The sequence below is a fragment of the Brevibacterium sp. FAM 27836 genome, from assembly GCF_051351055.1.
Taxonomy (GTDB): domain Bacteria; phylum Actinomycetota; class Actinomycetes; order Actinomycetales; family Brevibacteriaceae; genus Brevibacterium.
The window spans coordinates 1,593,887-1,618,387 of the sequence record NZ_CP195711.1 but is presented as its reverse complement, the minus strand read 5'-3'; the positions used below and the strand labels follow the sequence as shown (position 1 = coordinate 1,618,387).

Genomic DNA, 24,501 nt, shown 5'->3' with positions numbered 1-24,501 from the left:
AATAAACACCTATGGCACAGGCACGAAAAGTCATCATAACTTCGGCGGTCACTGGGGCCATTCACACCCCAACCATGTCACCGCATCTGCCAATCACGCAGGATGAGATAGCGGATGCGGCCATCGGTGCCGCAGAGGCGGGAGCCGCAATCCTGCATTTACATACCCGGGACCCGAACGATGGGCGCCCGTCACAGGATCCGGAGCACTTCGAGCCTGTTCTGCAGAAGGTCGCGAGTAACACAGACGCGGTTGTCAATATCACCACCGGCGGGTCGCCGCACATGAGCGTCGAAGAGCGAATGCAACCGGTGGCGACTTTCAAACCCGAGCTTGCAAGCTTGAATATGGGTTCGATGAACTTCGGTCTGTTTCCCATGCTCGATAAGTACTCGTCGTTCCAGAACGAATGGGAGCGAGAACATCTCGAAAATTCTCGCGACCTCGTTTTCAAGAATACTTTTGCTGATATTCAGCGCATCCTCGAGATCGGGAACGCAAATGGCACCCGGTTCGAATTCGAGTGCTACGACATCTCCCATCTCTATAATCTTGCGCACTTCCAAGGTCGAGGTTTGGCCCGGGGGCCGCTCTTCGTGCAGTCGGTCTTCGGCCTACTTGGCGGTATAGGCGGGCATCCGGAAGATCTCATGCACATGCACCGCACCGCAGACCGTCTGCTCGAGGATTACCAGTGGTCGATCCTTGGTGCAGGCAAAAACCAGCAGCCCCTGGCGACGATGGGGGCGACGATGGGCTCACACATCCGGGTAGGGCTGGAAGATTCACTGTGGATAGGCCCGGGCAAGCTCGCTGAGTCGAACGCTGCGCAGGTGGCGAAGATGCGCAACATTGTCGAAGAGCTCGGTATGGAGGTGGCAACTCCCGACGAGGCTCGAACAATTCTCGGGCTCAAGGGTGCTGATCAGGTGAAATTTTGATTCTGTGGTGACCCTCAAACATGGCAGAGGGCCAGGTGCGATGACACGAGGCCCTCTGCCACAGTCGACCATCGCTCGGTGTTTCGATATGTCCATTCCTTGAACGACTCCAATCTGCGTGCTGTGATGTCGCTACCGTGGCCGCAGGTCACAATGACGTGGCCGACACAGAGTAGAGAGGAACCGCATGGAACTGCTGCGCCTGGGACCGATCGGCCACGAGATTCCGGTGGTCGGCAGCGACGGAGTCTGCTTCGACCTCCGCCCACTGACTGACGACATCGACCCGAACTTCTTCGCCTCCGACGGCATCGAACGCGTCCGCGCCGCGCTCGACTCCGGTGAGCTCGCACCGTTGGCCGGTGCCGAGGAGATGCGCATCGGCGCACCTCTGACCAAGCCATCGTCCATCGTGTGCGTCGGCATGAACTACGCCGCGCACGCCCGAGAGGCCGGCGCCGAGCCGCCCGAGCGTCCCGTCATCTTCTTCAAGATGCCCTCGACGATCTCCGGGCCCAATGACCCCATCGAGCTCCCACCGTATGCGAAGAAGGCCGACTGGGAGGTCGAACTGGGGGTCGTCATCGGTTCCCGGGCCTTCCGGGTCACCTCGGCGGAGGAGGCATATTCCCACGTGGCCGGCTACGTGCTCGCCAACGATCTGTCTGAACGTCGCCTGCAGATCGAGGAATCCGGCGGTCAGTGGTCGAAGGGGAAGAATCTGCCCGGCTTCACTCCGCTCGGTCCATGGATCAGGCCCGCCGCCGAGGTGGACCCCGGGGACCTGCGACTGCGCAGCTGGGTCAACGGCGAGGCGAGGCAGGATTCGACGACTGCCGACCTCATCTTCTCCGTCGGGGACATCATCCACCAGCTCAGCCAGGCGATGGTCTTCGAACCCGGCGACATCATTCTCACCGGTACGCCTCAGGGTGTGGGGCTGTCAGGGAAGTTCCCGTATCTGGCCGACGGCGACCTCGTCGAGATCGAGGTCGAGAGCCTCGGGCGGCACAGGCAGGTCGTGGCCGTCACGGATTGAGCCGTCACGGACTGTTCGGCCCCGTCGCCCTGTTCGGTGCTCGCAGCAGTTGTCGCACGTGAGAGCACCCGGAGGAAGGCAGGCGGGATCGGACGCCGCAGAATCTGTCGGCACAGAACGAGGGGCGGTGCACCACTGCTGGTGCACCGCCCCTCGTCAGTCAACTGTGGCTGAACCGAGGTTCAGCGCTGCTGGCCGAAGCCGCCCTGCTGACCGCCCTGGTTCTGCTGGCCGCCGGGTGCGCCGCCCTGCTGGCCGGGTCCGCCCTGGCCGCCCTGACCGGGAGCTCCGCCCTGGTTCTGCTGGCCGCCCTGTCCACCCTGGGACTGGCCGCCCTGCTGGCCGCCGGGGCCGCCCTGGCTGCCCTGCTGGCCGCCCTGAGGCTGATTGCCCTGGCCGGCGTTGGGCTGCTGTCCGCCGCCCTGCTGGCCCCCGGGTCCGCCCTGCTGGCCACCCTGGTTGCCCTGCTGGCCGCCGGGTCCACCCTGGCCACCCTGCTGGCCGCCCTGGTTGTCTCCTCCGCCGACGAAATCGCCTGCTGCCTTGCGGCCCTGGTCGACCTGGTCGGAGAACTTTCCTCCGGTCGCGCTGTTAGCTGCGTCTGCCGCTTTGTCGAGGCCCTGATTGGCTACATTCTGTCCCTGTTCAGAGTTGACGGCGTCCTTGGCCTTGTCTGCGAAATCTCCGATTCCCACGGTGAACTCCTTTTCAGTAACGTAACGTCGCGGTCTGCGACTGCTCCTCCAGTCTTGGACAACAGCTGGGATGAGGCAACACCCGGCAAGGAAAATTGCGCGAAGTTCGCTCAAGTCTCAGGTGATGTTCAACTGATGCTGAAACTTCACATGACTCTCAATGGAGAGGGCGGTACGCAAAGCGCCGTATCCGCGATAGGGTCTGCCCTCGGCACTCAGCTCAAGTGAGCGCTTCGGTGAGATCGACGGCGACGGCACCGATATCCCAGACCTTGGGAGAAACACCTGGCACGATGGAACTAGCAGTCACGGACGAGAACCACGATGGTCGAGGCGCAGCCATGCCGCGCCGGACCGTCGCCTGATAAGGAGCATCGCAATGAGCACGCGCCGACTTCCCCTCACCGGTGTGCGAGTCCTCGAACTCGGCAACTACATCGCCGCGCCCACAGCAGGCAGGATGCTCGCGGACTTCGGCGCCGAGGTGATCAAGGTCGAACGCCCGGAGACCGGTGACGAGCTGCGCAATTGGCGCCTCAAGGCCGGCACCACCTCGATGCTCTACCGCACGATCAACCGCAACAAGAAGTCCGTCGTCCTCGACCTGCGCAGCGAGGAGGGGCGGACCGCTGCTCTCGAGCTCGTCCGCCGCTCCGACATCGTGTTGGAGAACTTCCGCCCCGGCACGCTCGAGAAGTGGGGGCTCGGACCGGACGTCCTCGAAGAGGCCAACGCCGACCTCGTTCTCGTGCGCATCTCCGCGTTCGGGCAGACCGGCCCGATGTCGGCCCGTCCCGGCTTCGCCGCCGTGGCCGAAGGCTACTCGGGCTTCCGCGAGCTCGTCGGCGACCCCGACCGCCCGCCTGTGCGGGTGGGGATCTCCATCGGCGATTCGATCGCCGGCATGCAGGCGGCCTTCGGCGCGGTGATGATGCTCTTCGACCGTCAGCGGCAGAAGATCGCCGGAGCCGCCGAGGCGGTCGTCGGCTCCGCACACAGCTTCGAAGGGGAGGGCCCGCTGTCGGAGCGGACCGTCGACGTCGCGCTCAATGAGGCGATGTTCTCCGTGATGGAATCGCTGGTCCCCGACTATTCGGCCTTCGGTGAGGTCCGCACCCGCACCGGGGGTCGGATGGAGGGCATCGCGCCCTCGAACGGCTACCTCTGCGCCGGTGGGAAGTCCGTCGTCATCGCCGGCAACGGGGACGGAATCTTCACCCGGCTGATGACCGCGATCGAGCGGCCCGACCTCGCCGAGGATGCCGAACTGCAGACGAACGCCGGACGGTGGGACCGGCGCGAGGAGCTCGATGAGGCGATCGGGGCCTGGTGCGCCGAACGCTCAGTCGAAGACGTCATCGAGACCCTCGAGGACGCCGGGGTGCCGGCCGGACCGATCTACACCGCCGAGGATCTCGTCGCCGATGAGCAGCTAGCCGCCCGCGGCATGATCCAGAACCTCGATGTCTCTACCGGCGAAGAGGTCCTCGAGAACGTCGCCTTCCCCGGCATCACCCCGGTCGTCGGTGGCGAATCGGTCGCCATCGACCATCTCGGTCCGGATCTGGGGGAGCACACCGACGAGGTGCTGTCCTGGCTGGGGCTGGCGTCAGATCAGGGAGCGGCCCCGGAGTCAGACCGGGTGAGCGACAATCTCCGATAGCGAATAGATAGGTAAGAGATAACCAATTTGTATAGCGGCCCGTGCTACAGCGCGGGGTTGCTCAGCTGAGTATTTAGAACAGCGAAGGCTCAGTTCAACGGCCAAAGCAATATTGTGACCACAGCCCGCAAAGCAAACCGGTAGACTAGGTGAACTGAACGCAATCTAGTGAAAGGGGCATGTTGCGTGGGCAAACCGGCCACAGCAGAGCTTGCATCCCTGTCACGTTTGTTTTCTCCCAGAGTTATCAGGGAGCTCGGCAAGCGAGGACGCTCGCCGTTGGCCGCGCGACTCCTCCAAAACACCTCTCTCGTGCATGAGCTTCCCGCTTCGGCTACGCTGAAAGATGCATTCGATCTGGGCTACCGCAAGCTGGCCAAATCTGGCAATCGTGATGACTATGTCTATCGAAGTACTCTCATAGAAAAGATTGCACTCGGACGTCACAATCTTCGAACCGCTACTGTCTTAAATGAAGTAAGAGCTCGGACCTCTAAGGCCGACCTAGTGATCCTTAATGGAACTTCCACCGCATACGAAATCAAGTCAGAACGAGACTCACTTGCACGTTTACCTGGTCAGCTGAACGACTATCGGTCAGTCTTTGCGAGCGTAGTTGTAGTCACAAGTCCAAGCCAGGTGGATGCCGTGCTTCGAATGGCACCTGAAGACGTGGGCGTGACAGCTCTCTCACCCCGATTGCGACTGCAAACTGTCCGTGAGGCTCATGATCGGCCAGAAAGAATTAATCCGGTTGCACTCGTGGAAACGCTTCGTGTCAGTGAAGCAATTCAAGTTCTATCAGAATTTGGAATTAAAGCCCCTGACGTTCCGAACACTCTCCTTTGGTCGGAAATTCGTGGTCTGAGCGAAGGGCTAGAAGCCGCAGAAGTTCACAGACACACCGTTGCTGTCCTGAAACGAAGTCGGTCGCGGGCGAAGCATGAAACACAGATTCGTTCGCTTGCTCCTTCGTATCGGGCAGCTGCACTACTAGGTAATCTAGACAACGAGGCTAAGAGCAACTTAACTCTGGCAACTGCAACCTCGATGTCGTCTGTAATGACCTGGAGTTAGGGGCAAGGATGTACTACCCATATTTTCGCGGGAAACAGTTTGAATTGCTGGCTATAAAAGAAAGTGCGGGCGTCATCGCTGACGCCGGGTTCACCCCTGTTATTGAGCCGGTTCGAGAAAATATTAAGGGCCTCCAGCGGAGCCTAGACGAATTGGTCGAATATGGTGCTGGTGCGGCAATTATCATGAATCCCAGGCATGGCGACCATAAGGAAAGTGGAAATTCGCTGGTTGAGTTTTTGGAGAGAGATCATGGCGATAGTGTCGCTATCTCACCGGCGATTCTGCTCACCAGCGGTATGAAGGTCGAACAGGTGATGGACCTGGTCGACTCCTTCGGTGATCGTATTCCGACTCTGGTTCACGGAGGCTTCCACGAGGGTAAAGAATTGGCGCAGCATTTGGATTCCGATTCGATGACTCACGTTTTCCTGGACGCGCGTAATACGCTCTATCGGCGCCCGTTTAGACGGTCTCGGCGGATCCTTGTCGAGGACGGATTCGTGCGCAAGAAGAACGCAGATTACGATTTTGTAGAGCATTTCTCCGATCTTCATGTTACATATGAAGAGCGCGGAGGAGACGGCTACGGTGACTTTCTCACCATTGGTGACCACTACAGCGAGGGCGGAGGTCCAGCGTATGCAGTGGCAATTCATTTAACATTTATAGACCCATCTAACGATGATGCAATGTTTGTCTATCATTTCAAATCTGATGATAATGACACGCCGGTTGACCCGGCCGGGAAATTTGCTCAAGCCCTTTCGAAGCTGATTAGTACAGTAAATGATCCCGCGACAAAAGTATTGCCTACTTCCGCCGTTGAAGAGTTTCGGGACCTTCATAGACGTAATCACTTCCCGGGTTTAGGTTACGTTAAAAAGTTATCAATTAAGCATCATCTTGAAACGCTAGCGGAATTTCACGCAAATGCTTGACCGGCGTTGCTGCGCTGATTGCTTCGGGGATCGTCAAATTCGCGATAACCTAATAGGGCAATGCCAGCCCATCCGTATGACGTGTGACTTTTGTGGCCAAGAGGACACGGATTGCGTCGAGCCGGCAAGTTTGGGTCAATGGTTCGCTCCATTGGTGGCGACGTACAGGGAAGATTCGGATGGAGTCCCTCTTGTTCGACACTTGATGAGCGAGTGGAGAATGTTCTCGAGCGGCAATCTGGGCGAGGCTGGAGCCAGCGGTTTGCTTGCTGAAGTGCTAGACGATGGAGAAATCGTTCGAAAGCCGTTCGTACCACTATCGCATCCAAGCGGCGGAAATCTTCATCGTTGGGAAGAGCTTCGCGACGAATTAATGCACGGAAATCGTTGGTTTCTAGAGGACCCGATGGACTTAGAACGCATTGCTGTATTGCTTTCCCAGGTAATCACTGGTCCGTCGGATATCGCGTATACGCCATGGTACAGGGCGCGTCTGATTGCTGGTGACGAGGACTACGACTTGAAAGATATGGGCGCTCCTCCTCGCCATAAGGCGGGGCACGGTCGAGCCAATCCTGCAGGCATTCCCTATCTGTATTTGGGATCCACACGTTCAACAGCCGTTGCGGAGCTGCGTCCTCACACCGGTGAAAGGGCTTGCGTTGCGAGGTTCGAGCTTAGCGGCGCAAGCAACTTGAAGCTGGCAGATTTGAGAGACCCGCGCTCTCTAATTTCTCCTTTCACTCAAGGCGATGAAGGTGACATTATCGAACTTCGAGCAGATCTTCCTTTGCTTGAGAGGCTAGGTGACGAACTGACGCGTCCTGTGCAGCCACGGGGAGTTCCTTACGAGTACGTCCCAACTCAGTATCTCTGTGAGTGCATCAAAAAGTTGGGGTTTGACGGCGTGCTGTACCGTAGCTCCGTTAGTAGTGATTCAGGGGTGAACATCGCTTTATTTCATCCTGAGGTGGCGGTAGCAGTTGAGTCAAGAAATGTCAGCGTAACTCAAGTTGCTGTGGCTATTGACGGCTAGTGCGTTGAGGTTGCTCGGAGTTGTGCATGCATTAGCGTGGGTTGGTGGACCGAGTACGCATTCATGAATTGAAATTTGTCCGCCGATGACAACGAAACAGGGTAGCGTGGTGTGCACTGTACGTCTGTCTGCGTGCTACTGAGGGCTTGCGTAAATAGATGTGTTGGCAGTTGAATGGGGACGGAATCTTCCCGCGGCTGATGTTGGCGATCGACCGTCCCGACCTCGTCGAGGATGCCGGCCTGCAGACGAATGCCGGCCGTTGGCAGCGGCGCGACGAACTCGGCGAGGCGACCGGGGAGTGGTGTGCGCAGCGTTCGGTTGAGGACGTCGTCGGGGCCTTGGAAGAAGTGGGTGTTCCGGCCGGGCCGATCTACGCAGCTGAGGATCTCGTTGCCGATGAGCAGTTGGCCGCCCGCGGAATGATCCAGAACCTCGACGTCTCCACCGGTGAAGAGGTCCTCGAGAATGTCGCCTTCACCGGAATTACCCAGCTCATCGGCGGCGAATCGATCGCGATCGACCACCTCGGGCCCGATCTGGGCGAACATACCGACGAAGTGCTGTCGTGGTTGAGGCTACGCGCGGAAAGTGACCAATAGTCAGTTCCGAGTGCAGGCTGAGCATGCGAAGATCTGACGCATTGAAAATTTGGCCGACGAGCTCGGGTGATCTTGCACATGGAATAGGTGGCTGAAACTGAGAGTTATCGAACTGTCACGCTCCACATGAACCTTTGGTCTTGCCGGTCTCCTACCCGCATGACGGCATGTCCCTCGGTGATTGCGGCAATTACTACTTCTGAGTGTGGGTGGTGCCAATTGTTCTTTCCGTCTGCGGGAGCTAGCACAACACCAGGTGCTTCCGGCACCCTACTGTAGAGGTTGTTATCGGAGTTGTTGCGGGAGCCGTGATGAGGCGCGTTGAGTACGTCGATTTTTGAGTTTAGAACTCCGAGCCAAGAAATTAGTCGATCGACTTCAGGAACAGATTTCAGCACCGCATCGCCAGTGCCTAGCCACCCGCCGGTGCGCCCCCATACTTTCAGGGCACGATCAGTTTGATTGACTAGGTTCCGTAGGGTCGCTCCTCTGCTGGCATGTATCTGTCTAGCGCCAGGACCAGGACCTGACCAAAGCATCAATGAATAGGGGTTGAGGTCGCTTGTCGGAAGTTCCTGCCTGTAAATGTCGCCGACTTTCTTCCAGGCATCCTTCGCTGCAATTGCACTCCACAAGTCAGAGGGAGACGCAACTTCTTTTACTGTAATTCCAAGGGCCTGGGCTAACGCTTGTGCCAGATTTGAAGGTACGTCTTGCTCATCTGGAGCTAGCTCTCGGTGCTCTCTCCAGCGGTATTGCCACAGTGGTTTGTTGCTGGGCTTCTTGGGTTCAGCCTGTGGCACTATGTCCAGCCCAATTTGAGGATTGAACCTTATTGCTAACTTGAAGGCATCATCTAGTTCGGGGTCGTCCCATTCGAACCCAATTGGTTCGAAATCCGTCCAATCAGAGGTTGGTCCCTCTTGGCCTTCTGGTGAAATCGTGTGTATGACCGTCCCGGGCCACATTTCAGAGGCGTATGACTCAGGATCTGCGACTAGCCAGGCAGATAATTGGATGTCTTGGTCATCTTCCATTGAACTTTGGGCGTCCGGATCATCGGTGGCCGATGCTACGTTCTCCAGAATCTGTATTACGCGTTCGTGTGGGTTCAAGTAGGGAAGAATAATGTGGTCTGGTGACAGTCCTGCATTGCCTAACCGGGTCAATCCGTTGACATGGTCCCTATCGAAGTGACTTACGACCATCACAACTTTTCCTGCGGTCCGCAATCGTTGGCCGCCGGATGTGCCCGCCCATGAACTAATTTCAGCGTCCACGACTGATCCCTCGCGCATACTGCCGCAATCGTAAACTACACGAACTGCGGGAGGTCCTTGGAACGCTCCAGTTGCTCGAATGTCTTCGGTATGGAATCCGCCGTTCCCAACTCCCCATTGGACCCGGTCTACTTCAATAGCTCGACTACCCATGTATAAATACTACTTTGGGCAGAGGGCATATTGGCGATAATTTTTGCAAATCGTACATCGATTGAGTCTTTGAGCAAAGGCAGGGGGGGTGAGCACAGACGGCCGTGCCACGGCTGTCTTCGAATACCTCTTCCGGTGGCGACCGCCGAGGTCTACTTTTATGCCATGGGCGAGCTGAGGTACTCGATCAACGTCACCGTCGACGGCTGCTGCGATCATCGCGTGGGAGTCATCAGCGACGATTTCCATCACCATCACGCGAACAATCTCAAGCGTGCCGACGGTCTGATCTTCGGCCGCGTCACCTACCAGATGATGGAAGACGCCTTGCGCCGGCCCGAGGGTGACACGACTCCTGAAGAGGACCTCGACCCGTTCGTCGCGGCCATCGACCCGGCCCGCAAATACGTCGTCTCGAGCACCTTGGACAGCGTTGACTGGAACTCCGAACTCATCCGCGGAGACCTCGCCACCGCGGTCCGCGAGCTCAAGGAGCAATCCGTGACGGGACTTGCGGTCGGGGGAGTGACCTTGCCGCTCGCGCTCGCCGATGTCGGCCTCATCGACGAATTCGAATTCGTCATCCACCCCTGCATCGCCGGCCACGGACCCTACCTCTTCGCCGGACTGAGCGACGTCGTCGACCTCGAACTCGTTGATCGGGACGAACTCGAAGCAGGCCACGCGATCCAGACATATCGACCGAGACGACAGGATTCCCGATAGGTGGGACTGCGCACAGGCAATTCTCCCGGTTCTCTCAAATGCCGAACAAAGCCTGTCCGGTGGGCTGAGCGCGATGTATAACGAAGATGACGCCGCACACCGGAGCGCGGCGACGATTCGTTTCCCGTTGTCCGGGAGCCGGCGAAAAGGAGTCCCATGGCCAGGCCGACCACCGTCGACATCCTCGACACCACTCTGCGCGATGGTCTGCAGATCGAGGAGGCGATCGTCCCCACCGACGTCAAGGTCGCTCTGGCGAAGAAGCTCATCGCCGCAGGACTGACCCAGATCGAAGTCGGTTCCTTCGTCAACCCGAAGAAGGTCCCGCAGATGGCCGACACCGACGAACTCCTGCGCCGCCTGGCTCCGTACGAGGCCGATGGTGTCGAGTTCTACTCCCTCGTGTTCAACCTCAAGGGAGCTCAGCGGGCCGTCGATGCCGGGGCGAAGAACATCAAACTCGTCCTCTCCGCCTCTGAAGGCCATTCGAAGGCGAACTCCGACGCCTCCATCGCTGAGGCTTCCGACCGTCTCATGGACGCCGCCGTCTACGCCCGTGACCAGGGGCTGCGCTTCGACATCACGACGGCCGTGAGCTTCATCTGCCCCTTCGACGGCATCACCGAGCCCGACCACCTCGTCGAGGTCCTCCGCCCGTTCGTCGACGCCGGGTCCCACGGAATCGGAGTCGCCGACACCATCGGCAACGCCAGTCCCTCGCTCGTGCGGCGGAACACTGCGGCCGTGCTTGCAGCCTTCCCCGACAAACCGGTCAACCTCCACCTCCACGACACGTACAACTTCGGCATGGCCAATGTCATCGCCGCCCTCGACCTCGGCATCGCGCACTTCGATGCGGCCATGGGCGGACTCGGCGGCTGTCCCTTCGCCCCGGGTGCGGCCGGCAATATCGGCACCGACGACCTCGTCCACCTCCTCCACCGCGAGGGTGTGGCCACCGGCGTCGATGTCGAAGCCCTCGCCGAGGTCCGCGAACCGCTCATCGCCGCCGTCGGACACCCGCTGACGTCGAGCCTGTCGGACATCCCCGCAGTGCCCGCAGCCTTCGACGGCCGCTTCGCCCCCGCCTCGGTGAGGGATTGAGATGAACACCGAGGCGACCGACACCGCGACCGATTCCGCGACCGGAAACGCGGATCACGCGCGGGCGACCGAACCGCTGCCGCTCGAAGGCATCCGCGTCATCGAGTTCTCGCACATGGTCATGGGGCCGAGCTGCGGGATGATCCTGGCAGACCTCGGCGCCGAGGTCATCAAGGTCGAGCCCCGCGGGGCCGGCGACAAGACCCGCTACCTGCCCGGCTCCGGCTCCGGGCTGTTCCCCGCGTTCAACCGCAACAAGCACAGCGTGCAGCTCGATCTCGCCGAGGCGGCCGACCGTGACCGTGTCCTCGACCTCATCGATTCCGCCGACGTCCTGCTCGAGAACTTCCGTGTCGGGAAGATGGAGTCGATGGGTTACGGATACGAGGAGCTCTCCGCCCGCAACCCGCGCCTCATCTACTGCTCGCTCAAGGGATTCCTGTCGGGGCCGTACGGCAACCGGGCGGCGCTCGACGAGGTCGTGCAGATGCTCGGAGGACTCGCCTATATGACCGGCCCGCCCGGGCAGCCGCTGCGCGCCGGGGCCAGCGTCAACGACATCATGGGCGGAATGTTCGGCGTCATCGGCATCCAGTCGGCCCTGCGGGTCCGCGAGACCACCGGGCGCGGAAAACTCATCAACTCCGCACTGTTCGAGAACAATGCGTTCCTGGTCGGCACCCACATGGCCCAATCCCAGATCAGCGGCGAACCGCCCCGCCCGATGCCGACGAGGCAGGCGACCTGGGCCGTCTACGACATCTTCCGCGATGCCGCGGACAATCAGGTCTTCATCGCCGCGGTCTCCGACGGACAGTGGCGCGACCTCTGCGACGAGTTCGGGCTGACGGGACTGGCCATGGACCCGGACATGCTGACCAACCAGGGGCGGGTCGACCAGCGTGAGCGCATCCACCGTGAACTCCAGGCGGCGCTGTCGCAGCTGAGGCTGACCGAGATCGAGGAGAAATGCACCCGCCGCGGCCTGCCCGTCGCCCCGGTCAACACTCCGGCCGATCTCAATTCCGACCCCCATCTTGTCGCTTCCGGGGCATTGGCACACACCGGGCTGCCGACCGGCAACAGCGTCGATGTGCCGCTGCTGCCGCTGACCTTCGACGGTCGCAGGCTCGGTCTGCGCAGCGATGTGCCCGGGCCGGGACACCACAACGCCCACTACCGGGACGGCCCCGCCGTACCGAACGGGCCACCCGATCACACCACCTGACCGCTCCGCCAGACCACAGGACCGGACCACAGCACCGGACCATTCGCTCATCAGATCACAGCACCACGAGAACCCAGCACCACCGGACCATACGGCGATCACCGAACACACAAGGGGACAACTCATGCGATCAACGACGATCACACGCACGGCCACCTCGGCGAAAGCGGACTCGACACCCACCGGCAGGCGCGCCGCGAAGATCGGCGCGGTCCTCGCCACGGTCGCCCTCGTCACCACCGCCTGCGGAAACAAGGCGCAGCCCCCGGGCGAAGGCGGGGACTACCCGAAGGGGCCGGTCACGGTCACGGCCCCGGCCGAACCCGGATCCGGCTGGGACACCACCGCCCGCGCGATGGTCGAAGCGCTGCAGAAGGACGACCTCGTCTCCACCCCGCTGCCGGTGCAGAACAAACCCGGCGGCACCGGCTGCTCCTGGCTGACGTCGATGATGCAGCAGGAGAAGGGCAAGGACGACCAGATCGCCGTCACCTCCCTGGCCAGCCAGACGATGAACGCCCGCGGTCTGTGTGAATTCGGCCCCGAGGATGCCACCCTCATCGCCACCCTCTACGTCGAGGACTTCATGGTCGTCACGCCCAAGGGCGGGGACTTCAAGGACCTCGACGCCCTGGTCAAAGCGCTCAAGGACGACCCGCAGAAGGTCACCGTCGCCGCCGCGGGAGACGACACCCTGCCGTTCGCGCTGTTCGCGAAGGAAGCCGGCATCGACCCGGGCGACATCAACTTCGTCAACTACGACGGCGGCGGCGAGCAGACCACGGCCATGCTCAACGGGGATGCGAAGGTCGCGATCGCCGGCATGAGCGAGTTCCGTTCGGTGCTCGAATCCGGGGACATCGAGCCGCTCGTGACCTTCGCCGAGGAGCCCTTGGCCGCGCCCTTCGACACGGTGCCCACCGCCAAGGACTCCGGCTTTGACGTGACCCTGGGCAACTGGCGCGGCATCTACGGACCCGCCGAAATGCCGGACTCGGCCGTGGAGTTCTGGGCCGAGAAGCTCACGGACATGAGCAAGACCGACTCGTGGCAGGAGACACTGAAGAACAACCAGTGGTCCGAGGAACTGCTCACCGGCGACGACGCCCAGTCCTATGTCGAAGAGGCGGCGAAGACGGTCGAGGAAGGCGTCAAGGAGACCGACCTGGGCAACAGCAAATGACCGCTCACCGCACCGACCTCATCACCGGCGGCGCGATCGCCGTCATCGGCCTGGTCTACTACATCGCGACGTTCGCCATCCAGGAGACCGCGAACATCGTTACCCCGCGCACCTTCCCCGCCATCGTCGGCATCGCTCTTACCCTCCTCGGCCTCTTCCTCGCCGGGCAGTCCGTGTACCACCACCGGAAAGCCACCCTCGCCGAGGCGGAGCCCGAGTCTGCGAGACCCGAGTCTGCGCGGTCCGGTTCTGCACGGTCCGGTTCTGCGGGATCTGCCGAGGTGGACGCGGGGTCCGCAGAGTCGGATGAAGGCGGCAGCGGGGTCGTCCTCGAGGCACCGCCGGAGCCGCCGGCGCGGAAGATCGTCTTCCAGTTCGCGCTGTTCTTCGTCTACCTGGCGATCCTCATCCCCGTCGGCTTCCTGCTGTCCACGGCGGCGTTCCTCATGGGGCTGACGAGCATCTACGCGCCGGAGAAGTGGATTCGCAACCTCATCTTCTCCCTCGTCTTCGCCGTCGTGGTCTACGCGGCTTTCGTCTACGGACTCGCCGTGTACCTGCCGGTCGGAATCCTGGGTTAAGGGGGCGGACATGGATACTCTCATCGATCTGGGAGGCGGATTCGCCTCGGCGCTGGAGCCGGCCAGCCTCGCCTTCGCCCTCCTCGGCGTGCTGCTCGGAACCGTCGTCGGCGTCCTGCCGGGCATCGGCCCGATCTCGGCGATCGCGATCCTCATCCCGGTGTCCTTCGGGATGGAGCCCGTGCACGGGCTCATCCTGCTCTGCGGCATCTACTACGGTTCGATGTACGGCGGTTCGATCACCGCCACACTCATCAAAACCCCCGGTGAGGTGGCCAGCGCGGTGACCGCGATCGAAGGCTACGCGATGGCTCGCCGAGGTCGCGGCAAAGCGGCCCTGGCGACCGCGGCGATCGGGTCGTTCCTCGCCGGGACGCTGGCGATCATCGGGCTGACGTTCCTGTCGCCCGTGCTCGTCAAGCTCGCGAGCGTCTTCGGCGCCACCGAGTACTTCCTGCTCATGGCCACGGCTCTGCTGCTGGCGTCGACGATGTCGGCGGGCTCGCGGACCAAGGCGCTCATCTCGATCTTCATCGGTCTGGCCGTCGGGCTCATCGGCCTCGACTTCCAGACCGGGCTGCCCCGGCAGACCTTCGGCATCGACCTGCTCTCCGACGGGGTCGACTTCACGATCTTCGCAATGGCCCTCTTCGCCATCCCCGAGGCGATCCGCAACCTCGCGCTCGGACGCGGGGCGAAGGATGAGATCCAGAGCTTCGGCGACGACAAGTGGATGACGAAACAGGACTGGCAGCGATCGGCCGGACCGTGGGCGCGCGGATCAGTGCTCGGCTTCATCATCGGCATCCTGCCCGGCGTCGGGCCGTCCCTGGCATCCTTCATGTCCTACATCATGGAGAAGCGCATCTCGAAGCGGAAGGACGAATTCGGTCACGGCGCCATCGAAGGCGTGGCCGGTCCCGAAGCGGCGAACAATGCCGGCGTCGGCGGTGCGATGATTCCGCTGTTCAGCCTCGGCATCCCCGGATCGGCGACCACAGCACTGCTGCTGTTCGTGTTCACGATGTACGGCCTGCAGCCGGGACCGCTGATCTTCCGCGACGAGACCGGGCTGATCTGGACGATCATCGCGAGCATGTACATCGGCAACATCGCGCTCATCATCCTCAACCTGCCGCTGGTCGGTGTCTTCGTCAAGCTGCTGAAGATGCCCAAGGAGATCCTGTTCTCGGCGATCCTCGTGCTCGTCGTCATCGGTGCCTACGCCATCGAGTTCAGCCTCTTCGGACTCATGATGCTCGGCATCTTCGGCGTCATCGGCTACCTCATGGAGAAGGGCGGCATCCCCCTGGCGCCGGCGATCCTCGCCCTCGTGCTCGTTCCGCTGCTCGAAGACAACTTCCGCCGGATGCTCCAGATCTCCGGGGGATCGTTCGCCCCGCTGGTCACCCGACCGATCTCACTGTCGATCATCATCCTCATGGTGTTGGGGATCGTCGGACCGGTCCTCTTCCGCTGGTGGGTGAGCCGGCGCAAGCTGCTCGCCGATGTGACGATGGCCTGAGGAGCACAAGTGACGAGTTCGATGAAGAGTTCAACACAGAGCAGCGCCGGGCGTGCGGCACAGTCCCCGACCGCGGAGGTCGGCGTCCTCGACCGCAGTGCCGCGATCCTCACCGCGCTCCAGGACGAACCGATGACCGCCGCCGAGGTGTGTCGCCGGCTCGGCTATTCGAAATCGACGACCTACCGGCTGCTGGCCGATCTGCGCACCCACCGGTTCATCGTCCGTGACACCTCGGGCACCCTGCGTCTGGGGCCGTTCCCGGGACGGCGCAGCATCGCCACGACGAACTCGGTGCTCGAACATCTGCGGTCGATGACCGGCGAGTCCGTGCAGCTGTGGATCCGCGTTGGTGAAGACCGGGTGTGCGTGCGCAACGTCGAAGCCGACCAGGAGCTGCGGGTCTCCCGCGGAGTCGGCACCGTCCTCTCGCTCGTCGACGGCGGTTCGGCCGCGCTGGCGCTGTGCGGACCGGGCAACCCGGCCGAGTTCTACGCGACGAAGCAGGCGCGGGTGGCCGGCACCGCCTCGGCGAGTGTGGCGTTCACGGTCGGAGCGGTCGTGCTCGCGATCTGCGTGTCCTACCCGCTGACCCGGGAGCCGGAGAACGTCGCCGGCACCTACCGCACCCTGCTGTCGCAGGCGGCCGTCGAGCTGCGCGCACTCCTCGACGGCAGCGAAGAGCTCGGAGTGCTGCGCGATATCGCCCGCCTGGCCCTGGGCGCGAAGAAACAGGCGGGGGAGTAGGGCGCAGAAGACCTCGTCGCGCAGGTCGGGGTGGACGGAATGAAGAGATGCGTCGAACACCCGGCCGTCAGCTGCCGAGGCGGAATAGTGTGAGCAGCATCGGAGCCGCCACACGCCGGCACCGTGGAGATCACACAACGCCGAACGGGAGAACCCCATATGACCACCCGCATCGCCGTCGTCGTCGGCAACCCGAGCCCCACATCGCGGACCCGCCAAGTGGCCGAAGACCTCGCCGCCAACATCGCCGAGATCACCGGATCCGAGATCGACGAAACCATCGAACTCGCCGAGGTGACCGACGAGATCTTCGCATGGAAGTCCGACCGCCTCGACACGCTCACCCAACGTCTGGCCACTGCCGACTATGCGGTCATCGCCACACCGACGTACAAAGCCAGCTACACCGGACTGCTCAAAGCATTCCTCGACCGGTACGACGCTGACGGCCTGCACGGACTGACCGCGATCCCGGTGTTCACGATCGGGTCCCCGGCGCACACCCTGGCCGTCGAAACGACGCTGCGGCCCCTCCTCGTCGAACTCGGTGCGAGCGTGCCGACGAAAGGACTCGCTTTCCCGACGGCGAAGTTCGACGAGCGTGGGGCAATCCTCGACGACTGGATCGCACGCCAGAAGGTGTACCTGCCACAGCACGGTTGACGCAGCGTGCGGGCCCGCCGAACGCATCAGCGGACCCGCACGGCCACCTCGGTGAGGGTGGGCCGCTGTGTTGAGCGGCGCCCTCCCCTCTGGATGGCTCACCTCGGTGAGGTTCAGTCGATCTGCATCTCACCCATGGCATCCCAGCCGTCGCCGTCGATCTGACGGGAGATGATCTTCGGGGTCGCGGCCAAGGCACTGTGCATCGGTCCGCCCTCGGCGATCGCGGCCTGGAAATGATCGGACTTCACATGTGCCTCGGCGGCGTCATCGTCGAAGGCTTCGACGAGGACGTATTCGTTCGGGTCATCGAGGCTGCGCGACCAGTCGAACCATTTGTTGCCGGGTTCGGCACGGGTCGCCTCGGTGAAGGTGCGGGTCAGCTCGGGCCACTGCTCGGCCATCTCGGGTTTGACGGGGAACTTCACGACGATGAAGATCATGGCTTCTTCCTTCTCTCTTCGGACGGGTTCTGCTGCGGTTCTGGGCTCGATGGTTTCCGGCACCGGCGCGGCGGGGGAGTCTACGAGAACTGCATTCCGCCGTCGACGAGCATGGTCTGGCCGGTGATGTAGTCGGAGTCCTCGCCGGCGAGGAACGAGACGAGATTGGCCACGTCCTCGGGCACGGAGACCCGGCCCATGAGGATGTCACCGGCATATTTCTTGATCGCCTCACCTCTGGCCAGCCCCTCCTCGGCGGCGAGCTTCTCATCGATGAGGTCCCACATTGCGGTGCCGACGATTCCGGGGCCGTAGGCGTTGACGGTGATGCCGTGCTTGGCCCACTCCATCGCCGCTCCCTGGGTGAGCCCGCGCACGGCCCACTTCGTCGCCGAATAGGGCGAGAGCAGAGCGAAGGGGCGGAAGGCGACGATTGAGGCGGCACCGATGATCTTGCCGCCGTTGCCCTGCTTGATCATCTGCTTCGCGGCCGCCTGATAGGACAGGAACACTCCGGTGAGGTTGACGTCGACGATCTTCTCGAAGTCGGCCTTCGAATAGTCGATGAGCGGCTCCACCTGGGCGATTCCGGCGTTGGCGACGAAGACGTCGAGTTTGCCTCCGGCTTCCACCGCAACCTCGACGAGGCGGCTCAGCGAGTCCTCGTCCGTGACGTCCACCTCGGCACCGGTGGCCTTCCCTCCCGCCTTCTCGATCGTGCCGACGGTCTCCGCGACCCCGTCCTGCATGCTCGGCAGGTCAGCGACGATGACGTGATGGCCGTCGGCTCCGAGTCGCTGTGCAATGCCCTGGCCGATGCCTCGCGCAGATCCCGTGACCACTGCGACGCTGTTGGTTGTGCCCATGTCTCCTCCTTGAGTTCTCCACTGTGAGTGAGCACGATCATTCTCAGCAGACTCGGCGACGGGAGGACACTGTTCTTCTCATGTCGCGATAATCAGGCATCGATCCGATGAGGGTCAGAGGTGCGCGGCGGGGGTCAGGCGTGTTCGGCCGCGGGCACGGTGACCGAGCCGCCGCGCAGGTAGCTCGAGCACAGGCCGGCGTGTTCGCGCAGGGTCGATTCGATCTCCTTCGTCCGGCCGGTCGCCTTCGACGACGGGGTGCTCACCGCGATCGCCCCGACCTGCATTCCAGTGCCGTTGCGCACCGGCACGGCTGCGCAGGTCTGTCGGGGCAGGAACTCCTCGTGCTCCCATGCGATGCCGCGGGTGGCCACCTCGGTGAGGTGGGGGTCGAGGGCCTCGCGGTGGATCATCGTCTGCGGGGTGAGCACCTTCATCCCGCGCGCCTCGAGGTAGTCGGTGCGTTGTGGTTCGGGCATGGCTGCCAAGAGGATCTTGCCGAAGGCCGTGGCGTGGGCCGCCTCGTGGAACCCGAAGCGAAGCGGCCGCAGGCGCGGATGCTTCTCGCAGTCGGAGCAGTAGGTGAGGATGATGTCCGAGCCACGGTAGATCGCGAAGTAGGCGGCGGTGCCCAGGGCCCGGTGGAGTTGGTCGGTGATCTGACGGATCGGGAACGGAGCGACGAGGCGCTGTTGGAACGAGAGCCCGAGCTCGAAGCACTTGGGTCCGAGTTCGAACCGTTTGGACTCCTGGAGGTAGACGAGGTAACCGGCAGCGGCGAGCTCGTTGAGCAGACGATAGACGGTCGGCAGAGGAATCTCGAGACGAGAGGACACGGTCTTCGCGGCGGCACTGCCCGAAGCGGCCACCGCCTCGAGGACGGAGAACGTTCTTTGGATCACGGCGCTGTTGGACACACAGTCTCCTGTCTTGACCGCCGCGCCCGCGGTCCGAGGAACTGGGTCCCAACCACTGCGAGCGTCTTTTTCATGTCGTGAGAATGAGGATAGTCCATTGTGTTCTGCTTCACATAGGTTGCTGGTAGCAGGTCGGGGGCCGAAGGGGAGCAGACTCCCTCGCACCCCGATGACGGACGGAACTGGAGCAAAGGAGCATCCGATGGCATTCCCTGCAAAATATCCATCGCTCAATGCGATGGAGATGACCGATGAGGCGAAGCAGACGCTCATCCGCGTGCTGCGTGTGGCGTTTCCGCATGCCGACTTCCCCGACGGACCCTATGAGCGCACCGCGGACACGATCCTCGTCGCCGCCGATGAAGAGACCTGGTTCCGTGTCGCACTCATCCAAGGGCTCCTCTCACTCGACCAGCTCTCCGACGGCGACTTCTGCGGACTCGACGACGATGCCGCGCTCAAGGTGCTCAGGAGGGTCGAAAGCACCGAGTTCTTCGGCTTCGTCCGCCGCACGGCCGTCCTCAACCTCTACGACGACGTCGAGGTATGGGAGACCCTCGGTTACGAAGGACCCTCATTCGACAAGGGCGGATACATCAACCGCGGCTTCGACGACCTCGATTGGCTGCCGGAGCCGCGCATCGTCTATCCCGAAGACGAACCGCTGCCCGAACTCGGCGACGGCGCGTTGGCGAACCTGCCAGCGACGGCCCTGGCCGAAGACACTTCGACGAATCAGCCCGCACCCCAGCGTGCCGACATGGGGAAGGTGAAGAAATGATGCCCGCAAACCCGCAGGCAGGACGCAGCGTGACCGGACACAGCATCGATACCGACGAGGAGGCCGTGGTCATCATCGGCTCCGGGGCCGGCGGAGGAACGCTGGCCTATGAGCTCACCGCCAAGGGCATCCCCGTCGTCGTCCTCGAAGCCGGTCCGTATCTGCAGCACGAGGACTACGTCAACAACGAGTGGGAGGCCTTCAACCAGATGGCCTGGCTCGACCCGCGGACGACGACGGGATCATGGCGGGTGGCCCAAGACTTCCCGAACCTTCCCGCCTGGATCGTCAAGGCCGTCGGCGGCACGACGACCCACTGGTCGGGAGCGACGCCGAGGCTGAAGAACCACGAGTTCAGAGCCCGCAGCGTCTATGGTCGAGTCGAGGGCGCGAACCTCCTCGACTGGCCGATCACGCTCGAGGAGATGGAGCCCTACTACGACCGCGCCGAGAAGGCGCTGGGATCGACTCATGTCCAGGGCAGACCGCCGTTGCCGGCGAACAACAACTACAAGGTCTTCGCCAACGGCGCGAAGGAGGTCGGCTACAGGTTCTATGCCACCGGCCCCTACGCGACGAACGCCGAAGAATACGACGGCCGGCCCGCGTCGATCCAGGACGGCTTCAACTTCCAGGGCGATAAGAACAGATCGAAGTGGTCGACCCTCGTCCGGGAGATCCCGCGTGCGGCCGAGACCGGGCTGCTCGATCTGCGGCCGGAGTCCCAGGCCGTGCAGATCACCCACGATTCGCAGGGCAGCGCCGACGCCGTCCTCTACCTCGACAAGGACGGCAACCTCCATCGGCAGGCGGCAAGACTCGTGTGCCTGGCCGGCAACTCGATCGAGACGCCGAGGCTGCTCCTGCTGTCCGGGACGCCGAGCTTCCCCGACGGGCTGGCGAACTCCTCCGGACAGGTGGGCCGGAACTACATGCGCCACCTCACGGGAACGGTCTGGGGCCACTTCGACAAACCGGTGCGGATGTACCGCGGTGAGACGATGGCCGGAGTCATCGCCGACGAGTCCATCCACGACCCCGACCGCGGGTTCTCCGGCGGCTACTACATGCAGACGATCTCGCTGGGACCGGCGTTCATGGCCTCCTTCGTCGAACCCGGCGGTTGGGGTCCGGACTTCGCGGCCCTGCTCGACCGCTACCTCAACACCGCCGGCATGTGGATCGTCGGAGAGGACATGCCTCAGGAGTCGAACCGGATCACGCTCAACACGACGGTCAAGGATCAATACGGTCTGCCGGTGCCGAATGTGCACTACGACGACCACGCCAACGACCTGGCGATGCGCAAGCACGCCTATGCGGCCGGGCAGCGTGTCTACGAAGCGGTGGGGGCGACGACCTCGCATCACACGCCGCCCTACCCGTCGACGCACAACCTCGGCACAGCTCGGATGAGCGAACGGCCCGAGGACGGCGTGGTCGACAAGTGGGGTCGAACCCACGACGTGAAGAACCTCTTCATCTCCGACGGTTCCGTCTTTACCACCGGTGCGGCGGCGAACCCGACGCTGACGATCGTCGCGCTCGCCATCCGGCAGGCCGAGTACATCGCCGAGCAGCTGCGCACCCAGCAGCTGTGAGGACCCGGCAGCGCTGAGGTTGCGAACTTCGTCCCCTGCGGCACCGAGGTGGCCCGTCGAAAGAGGGGCCACCTCGGTGCGTGCGTCGGTTCGGGTGTCTGCACAATAGGATGCAGTCGAGAGACATCGACACCTGCCGATGCAGATCCCCGATCACGGGACCGGCGGCGGGAGCAGAAGGAGGCAGCACGTGCCACGCACCGTCTACTACACCGCGACCACCCTCGACGGGTTCATCGCCGATCCCGAGGACTCGCTCGAATGGCTGCTGCGTCAGACTGAAGAGCCGCCCGACGATGGGTTCATCGACGGCGTCGGCGCGATCGTCATGGGTGCCACAACCTACGAATGGCTGCTGCGCAACCTCGACGGGCCCTGGCCCTACAGCGTTCCCGCCTGGGTGATGACCCATCGGAAGCTCCCACTTCCGGAAGCCGGGGAGGACGGGAAGAAGCCCGACATCCGGTTCGCGAAGGGCTCAGTCTCCGACCGCTACTTCGAAATGTGCACGGCCACCGGCGACCGCGATCTGTGGGTGATGGGCGGCGGTGACCTCGCCGGACAGTTCGCCGACGAGGGATTCCTCGACGAGATCATCACCTGGACGGCTCCCGTCGTGCTCGGCAAGGGCCGTCCGCTGCTGCCGCGCCGCCTCGACCTCGAACTCATCGAAGTCGGACACAGCGACCCCTTCGTCATCGCGCGCCACCGGGTCGTCGGTCCCCTCCGCGAGGACGGCTGACCAGGTCGTCGGCCCGAGCGATTCCCTGCGCCGAGGCGGACTGAGGTTCCGTGCGGACGGGCACGGCCGCCTCGGCGAGGTTCATCCGGATATCGGGCACCTCTGGTGCCGGCGGACGGTTCCGTGATTCGATGCAGTCATGACTGCTGCGATTGAGAATCATCGGGCCCGCCTGCACGCGGGGGAGATCTACAACGGAGTGTGGATGATGTCGACGAGCCCGGAGCTGGCGAAGATCGGGTCGGCGGCCGGCTTCGACTATGTCTGCCTCGACCTGCAGCACGGTCTTGTCCGCCCCACCGACGTCCTGCGACTGACCGATGCCGTGCGCGCCAGCGGGCCCGCGCTCGTGACCGCGCGGGTCGCGGCGAACCGGTTCACCGAGATCGGGGCGCTCGCCGACGCTGGCGTCGAAGCGATCATCGTGCCGTTGGTGTCGTCTGTGGCTGAGGCGAAGCAGGCCGTGGCCGCGCTTGACTATCCCAGCCGCGGGGGCGATCGCTCGTGGGGCCCGACGGCCGAGATCATGCACGATGCCGTGCAGGACACCCGGGATGAGCGGCCGCTGCTGTTCGTCATGATCGAGAACAAGCAGGGCCTGGCCGCGGTCGAGGACATCTGCGCCGTGCCCGGTGTTGACGGGGTCTACGTCGGTCCGGCCGATCTTGCGTTCGCCGTCGGTGCCCTGCCCGGACAGCCGAATGATGCCCACGCCGAGGCGCTCGTGCGGATCCGCACAGCCGCCGATGCCGCCGGGGTGATTCCGGGAATCCATTGCGGCGACGGCGCGGAAGCCAAGCTGCGCAAGGACCAGGGTTTCCGCTTCATCACCTCGGCCGGCGACATCGGCGCGGCTGGCCGAGCGCTGCGGGAGGACCTGGCAGCCGCCCGCAACTGACCCTAATTGCTACTTGACGGCGGCCCAGCAACCTCGCGCAAGGTTGCTGGGCCGCCGTCAAGTAGCAATTAGGGTCAGGATCGCAGGAGAGAGACGACCTGCTGCAGAGCGGGGTTCTTCGATTGGGCGTTCCACATGGCTTTGAGCTCAACGATTTCTTCGCTGAGGTCTCCGAACGCCTTGAAATGGACTCCCGGCACGCTGACCAGAGAAGCTGATTCGGGGACGAATGCGAGCCCGTGATTGTCAGCGACGAGATTGATCATCGTGAGCACTTGGCTGATCGAATGCTTGACCATGTGATGGTCGATTGGAAAATGTCGGATGATGAGGTCATAGAACGAAGTCGCCTTCGTTGGCGAGTGCATGATCAAGGACTCGCCGGTCACGTCGTCCTTGCGCAGCGGGCGATCCAGTTCCAGGAGGGGGTGGCCCTCGGGGATCGCCAGTATGAGTCGTTCGGCAAGCAACAGCTCCGAGTCGATGAATGTCGGTGTCGTGTCCGACCGGCCCAGACCGAGGTCGATGCGGCCCTCGGCGAGATTCTCCAGCTGTTCGCCCGTGACCATTTCGTAGAGGTCGAGGTCGATGCCAGGGAAATTCTCCTCAATGGCCGTGACCAGGCTGCCGAGGATGCCGAACCCGCTGGCGGCTGTGAAGCCGATGCTCAGGCGCCCCCATTGACCAGAGGCGATACGCCGTGCATCCTGCGGTGCCCGATCGGCCATGGCCAATAGCACCTGTGCATTGTCGAGGAACGCCTCTCCCGCCGCAGTCAGGGTGACGCGCTTGTTGTCTCGGTCGAGCAGGTCGACGCCGACGAACCGCTCGAGCTTCTGAATCTGCCGGCTCAGAGGCGGCTGCGTCATCGACAGGGCCCCGGCCGCCTTACCGAAGTGAAGGTGTTCGGCGACCGCGACGAAGCACCGCACCTGGTCCAATGTGTACATGGAAGCACAATACCTTTCGAGCATCACTTCATGCAGATATCAACATAGACAATATTATTGGTAATTCCTAGGCTCAAACAGAAGCGCTCAACAGATACGCAGGGGTGTCGACCGAGCCG

The 24,501-nt window shown here is 62.7% G+C and carries 25 protein-coding genes; 19 read left to right on the top strand and 6 right to left on the bottom strand.

Features of this window, described 5'->3' with window-relative positions; translation table 11 throughout:
• Window positions 1-11 precede the first annotated feature (11 nt).
• A complete protein-coding gene (locus ACSE4D_RS07330; RefSeq protein ID WP_436326972.1) occupies window positions 12-941 on the top strand; it encodes a 3-keto-5-aminohexanoate cleavage protein in 930 nt (309 codons plus the stop codon).
• Between the two features lie 187 nt (window positions 942-1,128).
• Window positions 1,129-1,980 carry a fumarylacetoacetate hydrolase family protein gene (locus tag ACSE4D_RS07325; protein WP_436326971.1) on the top strand — a complete coding sequence of 284 codons (852 nt, stop codon included), beginning with the start codon at window positions 1,129-1,131 and terminating at the stop codon, window positions 1,978-1,980.
• A 182-nt stretch (window positions 1,981-2,162) separates the two neighbouring features.
• On the opposite strand, the gene ACSE4D_RS07320 is transcribed toward ACSE4D_RS07325, so the two are convergent.
• Window positions 2,163-2,675 carry an antitoxin gene (locus tag ACSE4D_RS07320; protein WP_436326970.1) on the bottom strand — a complete coding sequence of 171 codons (513 nt, stop codon included), beginning with the start codon at window positions 2,673-2,675 and terminating at the stop codon, window positions 2,163-2,165.
• Window positions 2,676-3,054: 379 nt separating this feature from the next.
• Between ACSE4D_RS07320 and ACSE4D_RS07315 the strand changes: the two genes are divergently transcribed.
• The 5 genes from ACSE4D_RS07315 (at window position 3,055) to ACSE4D_RS07295 (ending at window position 7,994) form a co-directional block, all read left to right on the top strand.
• Window positions 3,055-4,338 carry a CaiB/BaiF CoA transferase family protein gene (locus ACSE4D_RS07315; protein WP_436326969.1) on the top strand — a complete coding sequence of 428 codons (1,284 nt, stop codon included), beginning with the start codon at window positions 3,055-3,057 and terminating at the stop codon, window positions 4,336-4,338.
• Between the two features lie 312 nt (window positions 4,339-4,650).
• Complete coding sequence (locus ACSE4D_RS07310; RefSeq protein ID WP_436326968.1) at window positions 4,651-5,415, top strand: sce7726 family protein; 765 nt, start codon at window positions 4,651-4,653, stop codon at window positions 5,413-5,415.
• An 8-nt stretch (window positions 5,416-5,423) separates the two neighbouring features.
• Window positions 5,424-6,356 (top strand): sce7725 family protein, encoded by a 933-nt coding sequence (locus tag ACSE4D_RS07305; protein WP_436326967.1) that lies wholly within the window; start codon window positions 5,424-5,426, stop codon window positions 6,354-6,356.
• A gap of 220 nt (window positions 6,357-6,576) precedes the next feature.
• Window positions 6,577-7,392: an RES family NAD+ phosphorylase gene (locus ACSE4D_RS07300; RefSeq protein WP_436326966.1), complete on the top strand. Its 816-nt coding sequence runs from the start codon at window positions 6,577-6,579 to the stop codon at window positions 7,390-7,392.
• Window positions 7,393-7,550: 158 nt separating this feature from the next.
• Complete coding sequence (locus ACSE4D_RS07295; RefSeq protein ID WP_436326965.1) at window positions 7,551-7,994, top strand: CoA transferase; 444 nt, start codon at window positions 7,551-7,553, stop codon at window positions 7,992-7,994.
• 104 nt (window positions 7,995-8,098) lie between these two features.
• Here ACSE4D_RS07295 and ACSE4D_RS07290 read toward each other — a convergent pair whose 3' ends face one another.
• Entirely contained in the window at window positions 8,099-9,109 is a 1,011-nt protein-coding gene (locus ACSE4D_RS07290) for a hypothetical protein (protein WP_436326964.1), read from the bottom strand.
• 483 nt (window positions 9,110-9,592) lie between these two features.
• On the opposite strand from ACSE4D_RS07290, the gene ACSE4D_RS07285 reads away from it, so the two are divergent.
• From ACSE4D_RS07285 to ACSE4D_RS07250, 8 genes are all read left to right on the top strand, one after another.
• The gene (locus tag ACSE4D_RS07285; protein ID WP_436326963.1) at window positions 9,593-10,153 is read left to right on the top strand and encodes a dihydrofolate reductase family protein; all 561 of its coding nucleotides are present in this window, start codon (window positions 9,593-9,595) and stop codon (window positions 10,151-10,153) included.
• Window positions 10,154-10,309: 156 nt separating this feature from the next.
• Window positions 10,310-11,257 (top strand): hydroxymethylglutaryl-CoA lyase, encoded by a 948-nt coding sequence (locus ACSE4D_RS07280; RefSeq protein ID WP_436326962.1) that lies wholly within the window; start codon window positions 10,310-10,312, stop codon window positions 11,255-11,257.
• Between the two features lies 1 nt (window position 11,258).
• Window positions 11,259-12,485 (top strand): CaiB/BaiF CoA transferase family protein, encoded by a 1,227-nt coding sequence (locus tag ACSE4D_RS07275; protein WP_436326961.1) that lies wholly within the window; start codon window positions 11,259-11,261, stop codon window positions 12,483-12,485.
• Window positions 12,486-12,609: 124 nt separating this feature from the next.
• Window positions 12,610-13,668 (top strand): Bug family tripartite tricarboxylate transporter substrate binding protein, encoded by a 1,059-nt coding sequence (locus ACSE4D_RS07270; RefSeq protein WP_436326960.1) that lies wholly within the window; start codon window positions 12,610-12,612, stop codon window positions 13,666-13,668.
• Complete coding sequence (locus ACSE4D_RS07265; RefSeq protein WP_436326959.1) at window positions 13,665-14,249, top strand: tripartite tricarboxylate transporter TctB family protein; 585 nt, start codon at window positions 13,665-13,667, stop codon at window positions 14,247-14,249. The genes ACSE4D_RS07270 and ACSE4D_RS07265 overlap by 4 nt, the downstream gene beginning before the upstream one ends.
• A gap of 10 nt (window positions 14,250-14,259) precedes the next feature.
• On the top strand, window positions 14,260-15,774 hold the full coding sequence (locus ACSE4D_RS07260) for a tripartite tricarboxylate transporter permease (RefSeq protein ID WP_425119213.1): 1,515 nt from the start codon (window positions 14,260-14,262) through the stop codon (window positions 15,772-15,774).
• 21 nt (window positions 15,775-15,795) lie between these two features.
• Complete coding sequence (locus ACSE4D_RS07255) at window positions 15,796-16,521, top strand: helix-turn-helix domain-containing protein (RefSeq protein ID WP_436326958.1); 726 nt, start codon at window positions 15,796-15,798, stop codon at window positions 16,519-16,521.
• Window positions 16,522-16,680: 159 nt separating this feature from the next.
• On the top strand, window positions 16,681-17,184 hold the full coding sequence (locus ACSE4D_RS07250) for an NADPH-dependent FMN reductase (protein WP_436326957.1): 504 nt from the start codon (window positions 16,681-16,683) through the stop codon (window positions 17,182-17,184).
• Window positions 17,185-17,297: 113 nt separating this feature from the next.
• Here ACSE4D_RS07250 and ACSE4D_RS07245 read toward each other — a convergent pair whose 3' ends face one another.
• The 3 genes from ACSE4D_RS07245 to ACSE4D_RS07235 all read right to left on the bottom strand — a co-directional run bounded on the left by ACSE4D_RS07245 (window position 17,298) and on the right by ACSE4D_RS07235 (window position 19,410).
• The gene (locus ACSE4D_RS07245) at window positions 17,298-17,627 is read right to left on the bottom strand and encodes a putative quinol monooxygenase (protein WP_436326956.1); all 330 of its coding nucleotides are present in this window, start codon (window positions 17,625-17,627) and stop codon (window positions 17,298-17,300) included.
• 80 nt (window positions 17,628-17,707) lie between these two features.
• Entirely contained in the window at window positions 17,708-18,493 is a 786-nt protein-coding gene (locus tag ACSE4D_RS07240; protein ID WP_436326955.1) for an SDR family oxidoreductase, read from the bottom strand.
• Between the two features lie 134 nt (window positions 18,494-18,627).
• Window positions 18,628-19,410: an IclR family transcriptional regulator gene (locus tag ACSE4D_RS07235; RefSeq protein WP_436326954.1), complete on the bottom strand. Its 783-nt coding sequence runs from the start codon at window positions 19,408-19,410 to the stop codon at window positions 18,628-18,630.
• Between the two features lie 202 nt (window positions 19,411-19,612).
• Here ACSE4D_RS07235 and ACSE4D_RS07230 point away from each other — a divergent pair, with 202 nt between their 5' ends.
• The 4 genes from ACSE4D_RS07230 (at window position 19,613) to ACSE4D_RS07215 (ending at window position 23,432) form a co-directional block, all read left to right on the top strand.
• Window positions 19,613-20,191 (top strand): hypothetical protein, encoded by a 579-nt coding sequence (locus ACSE4D_RS07230; RefSeq protein ID WP_436326953.1) that lies wholly within the window; start codon window positions 19,613-19,615, stop codon window positions 20,189-20,191.
• Entirely contained in the window at window positions 20,191-21,792 is a 1,602-nt protein-coding gene (locus tag ACSE4D_RS07225) for a GMC family oxidoreductase (RefSeq protein ID WP_436327123.1), read from the top strand. Before ACSE4D_RS07230 ends, ACSE4D_RS07225 begins: the two co-directional genes overlap by 1 nt.
• Window positions 21,793-21,982: 190 nt before the next feature.
• Window positions 21,983-22,534, top strand: coding sequence for a dihydrofolate reductase family protein (locus ACSE4D_RS07220; protein ID WP_436326952.1), 552 nt, complete (start codon window positions 21,983-21,985; stop codon window positions 22,532-22,534).
• 139 nt (window positions 22,535-22,673) lie between these two features.
• Complete coding sequence (locus tag ACSE4D_RS07215; protein ID WP_436326951.1) at window positions 22,674-23,432, top strand: HpcH/HpaI aldolase family protein; 759 nt, start codon at window positions 22,674-22,676, stop codon at window positions 23,430-23,432.
• Between the two features lie 74 nt (window positions 23,433-23,506).
• Here the strand turns inward: ACSE4D_RS07215 and ACSE4D_RS07210 are convergent, their stop codons facing one another.
• Entirely contained in the window at window positions 23,507-24,382 is an 876-nt protein-coding gene (locus ACSE4D_RS07210; protein ID WP_436326950.1) for a LysR family transcriptional regulator, read from the bottom strand.
• Between the last annotated feature and the right edge of the window lie 119 nt (window positions 24,383-24,501).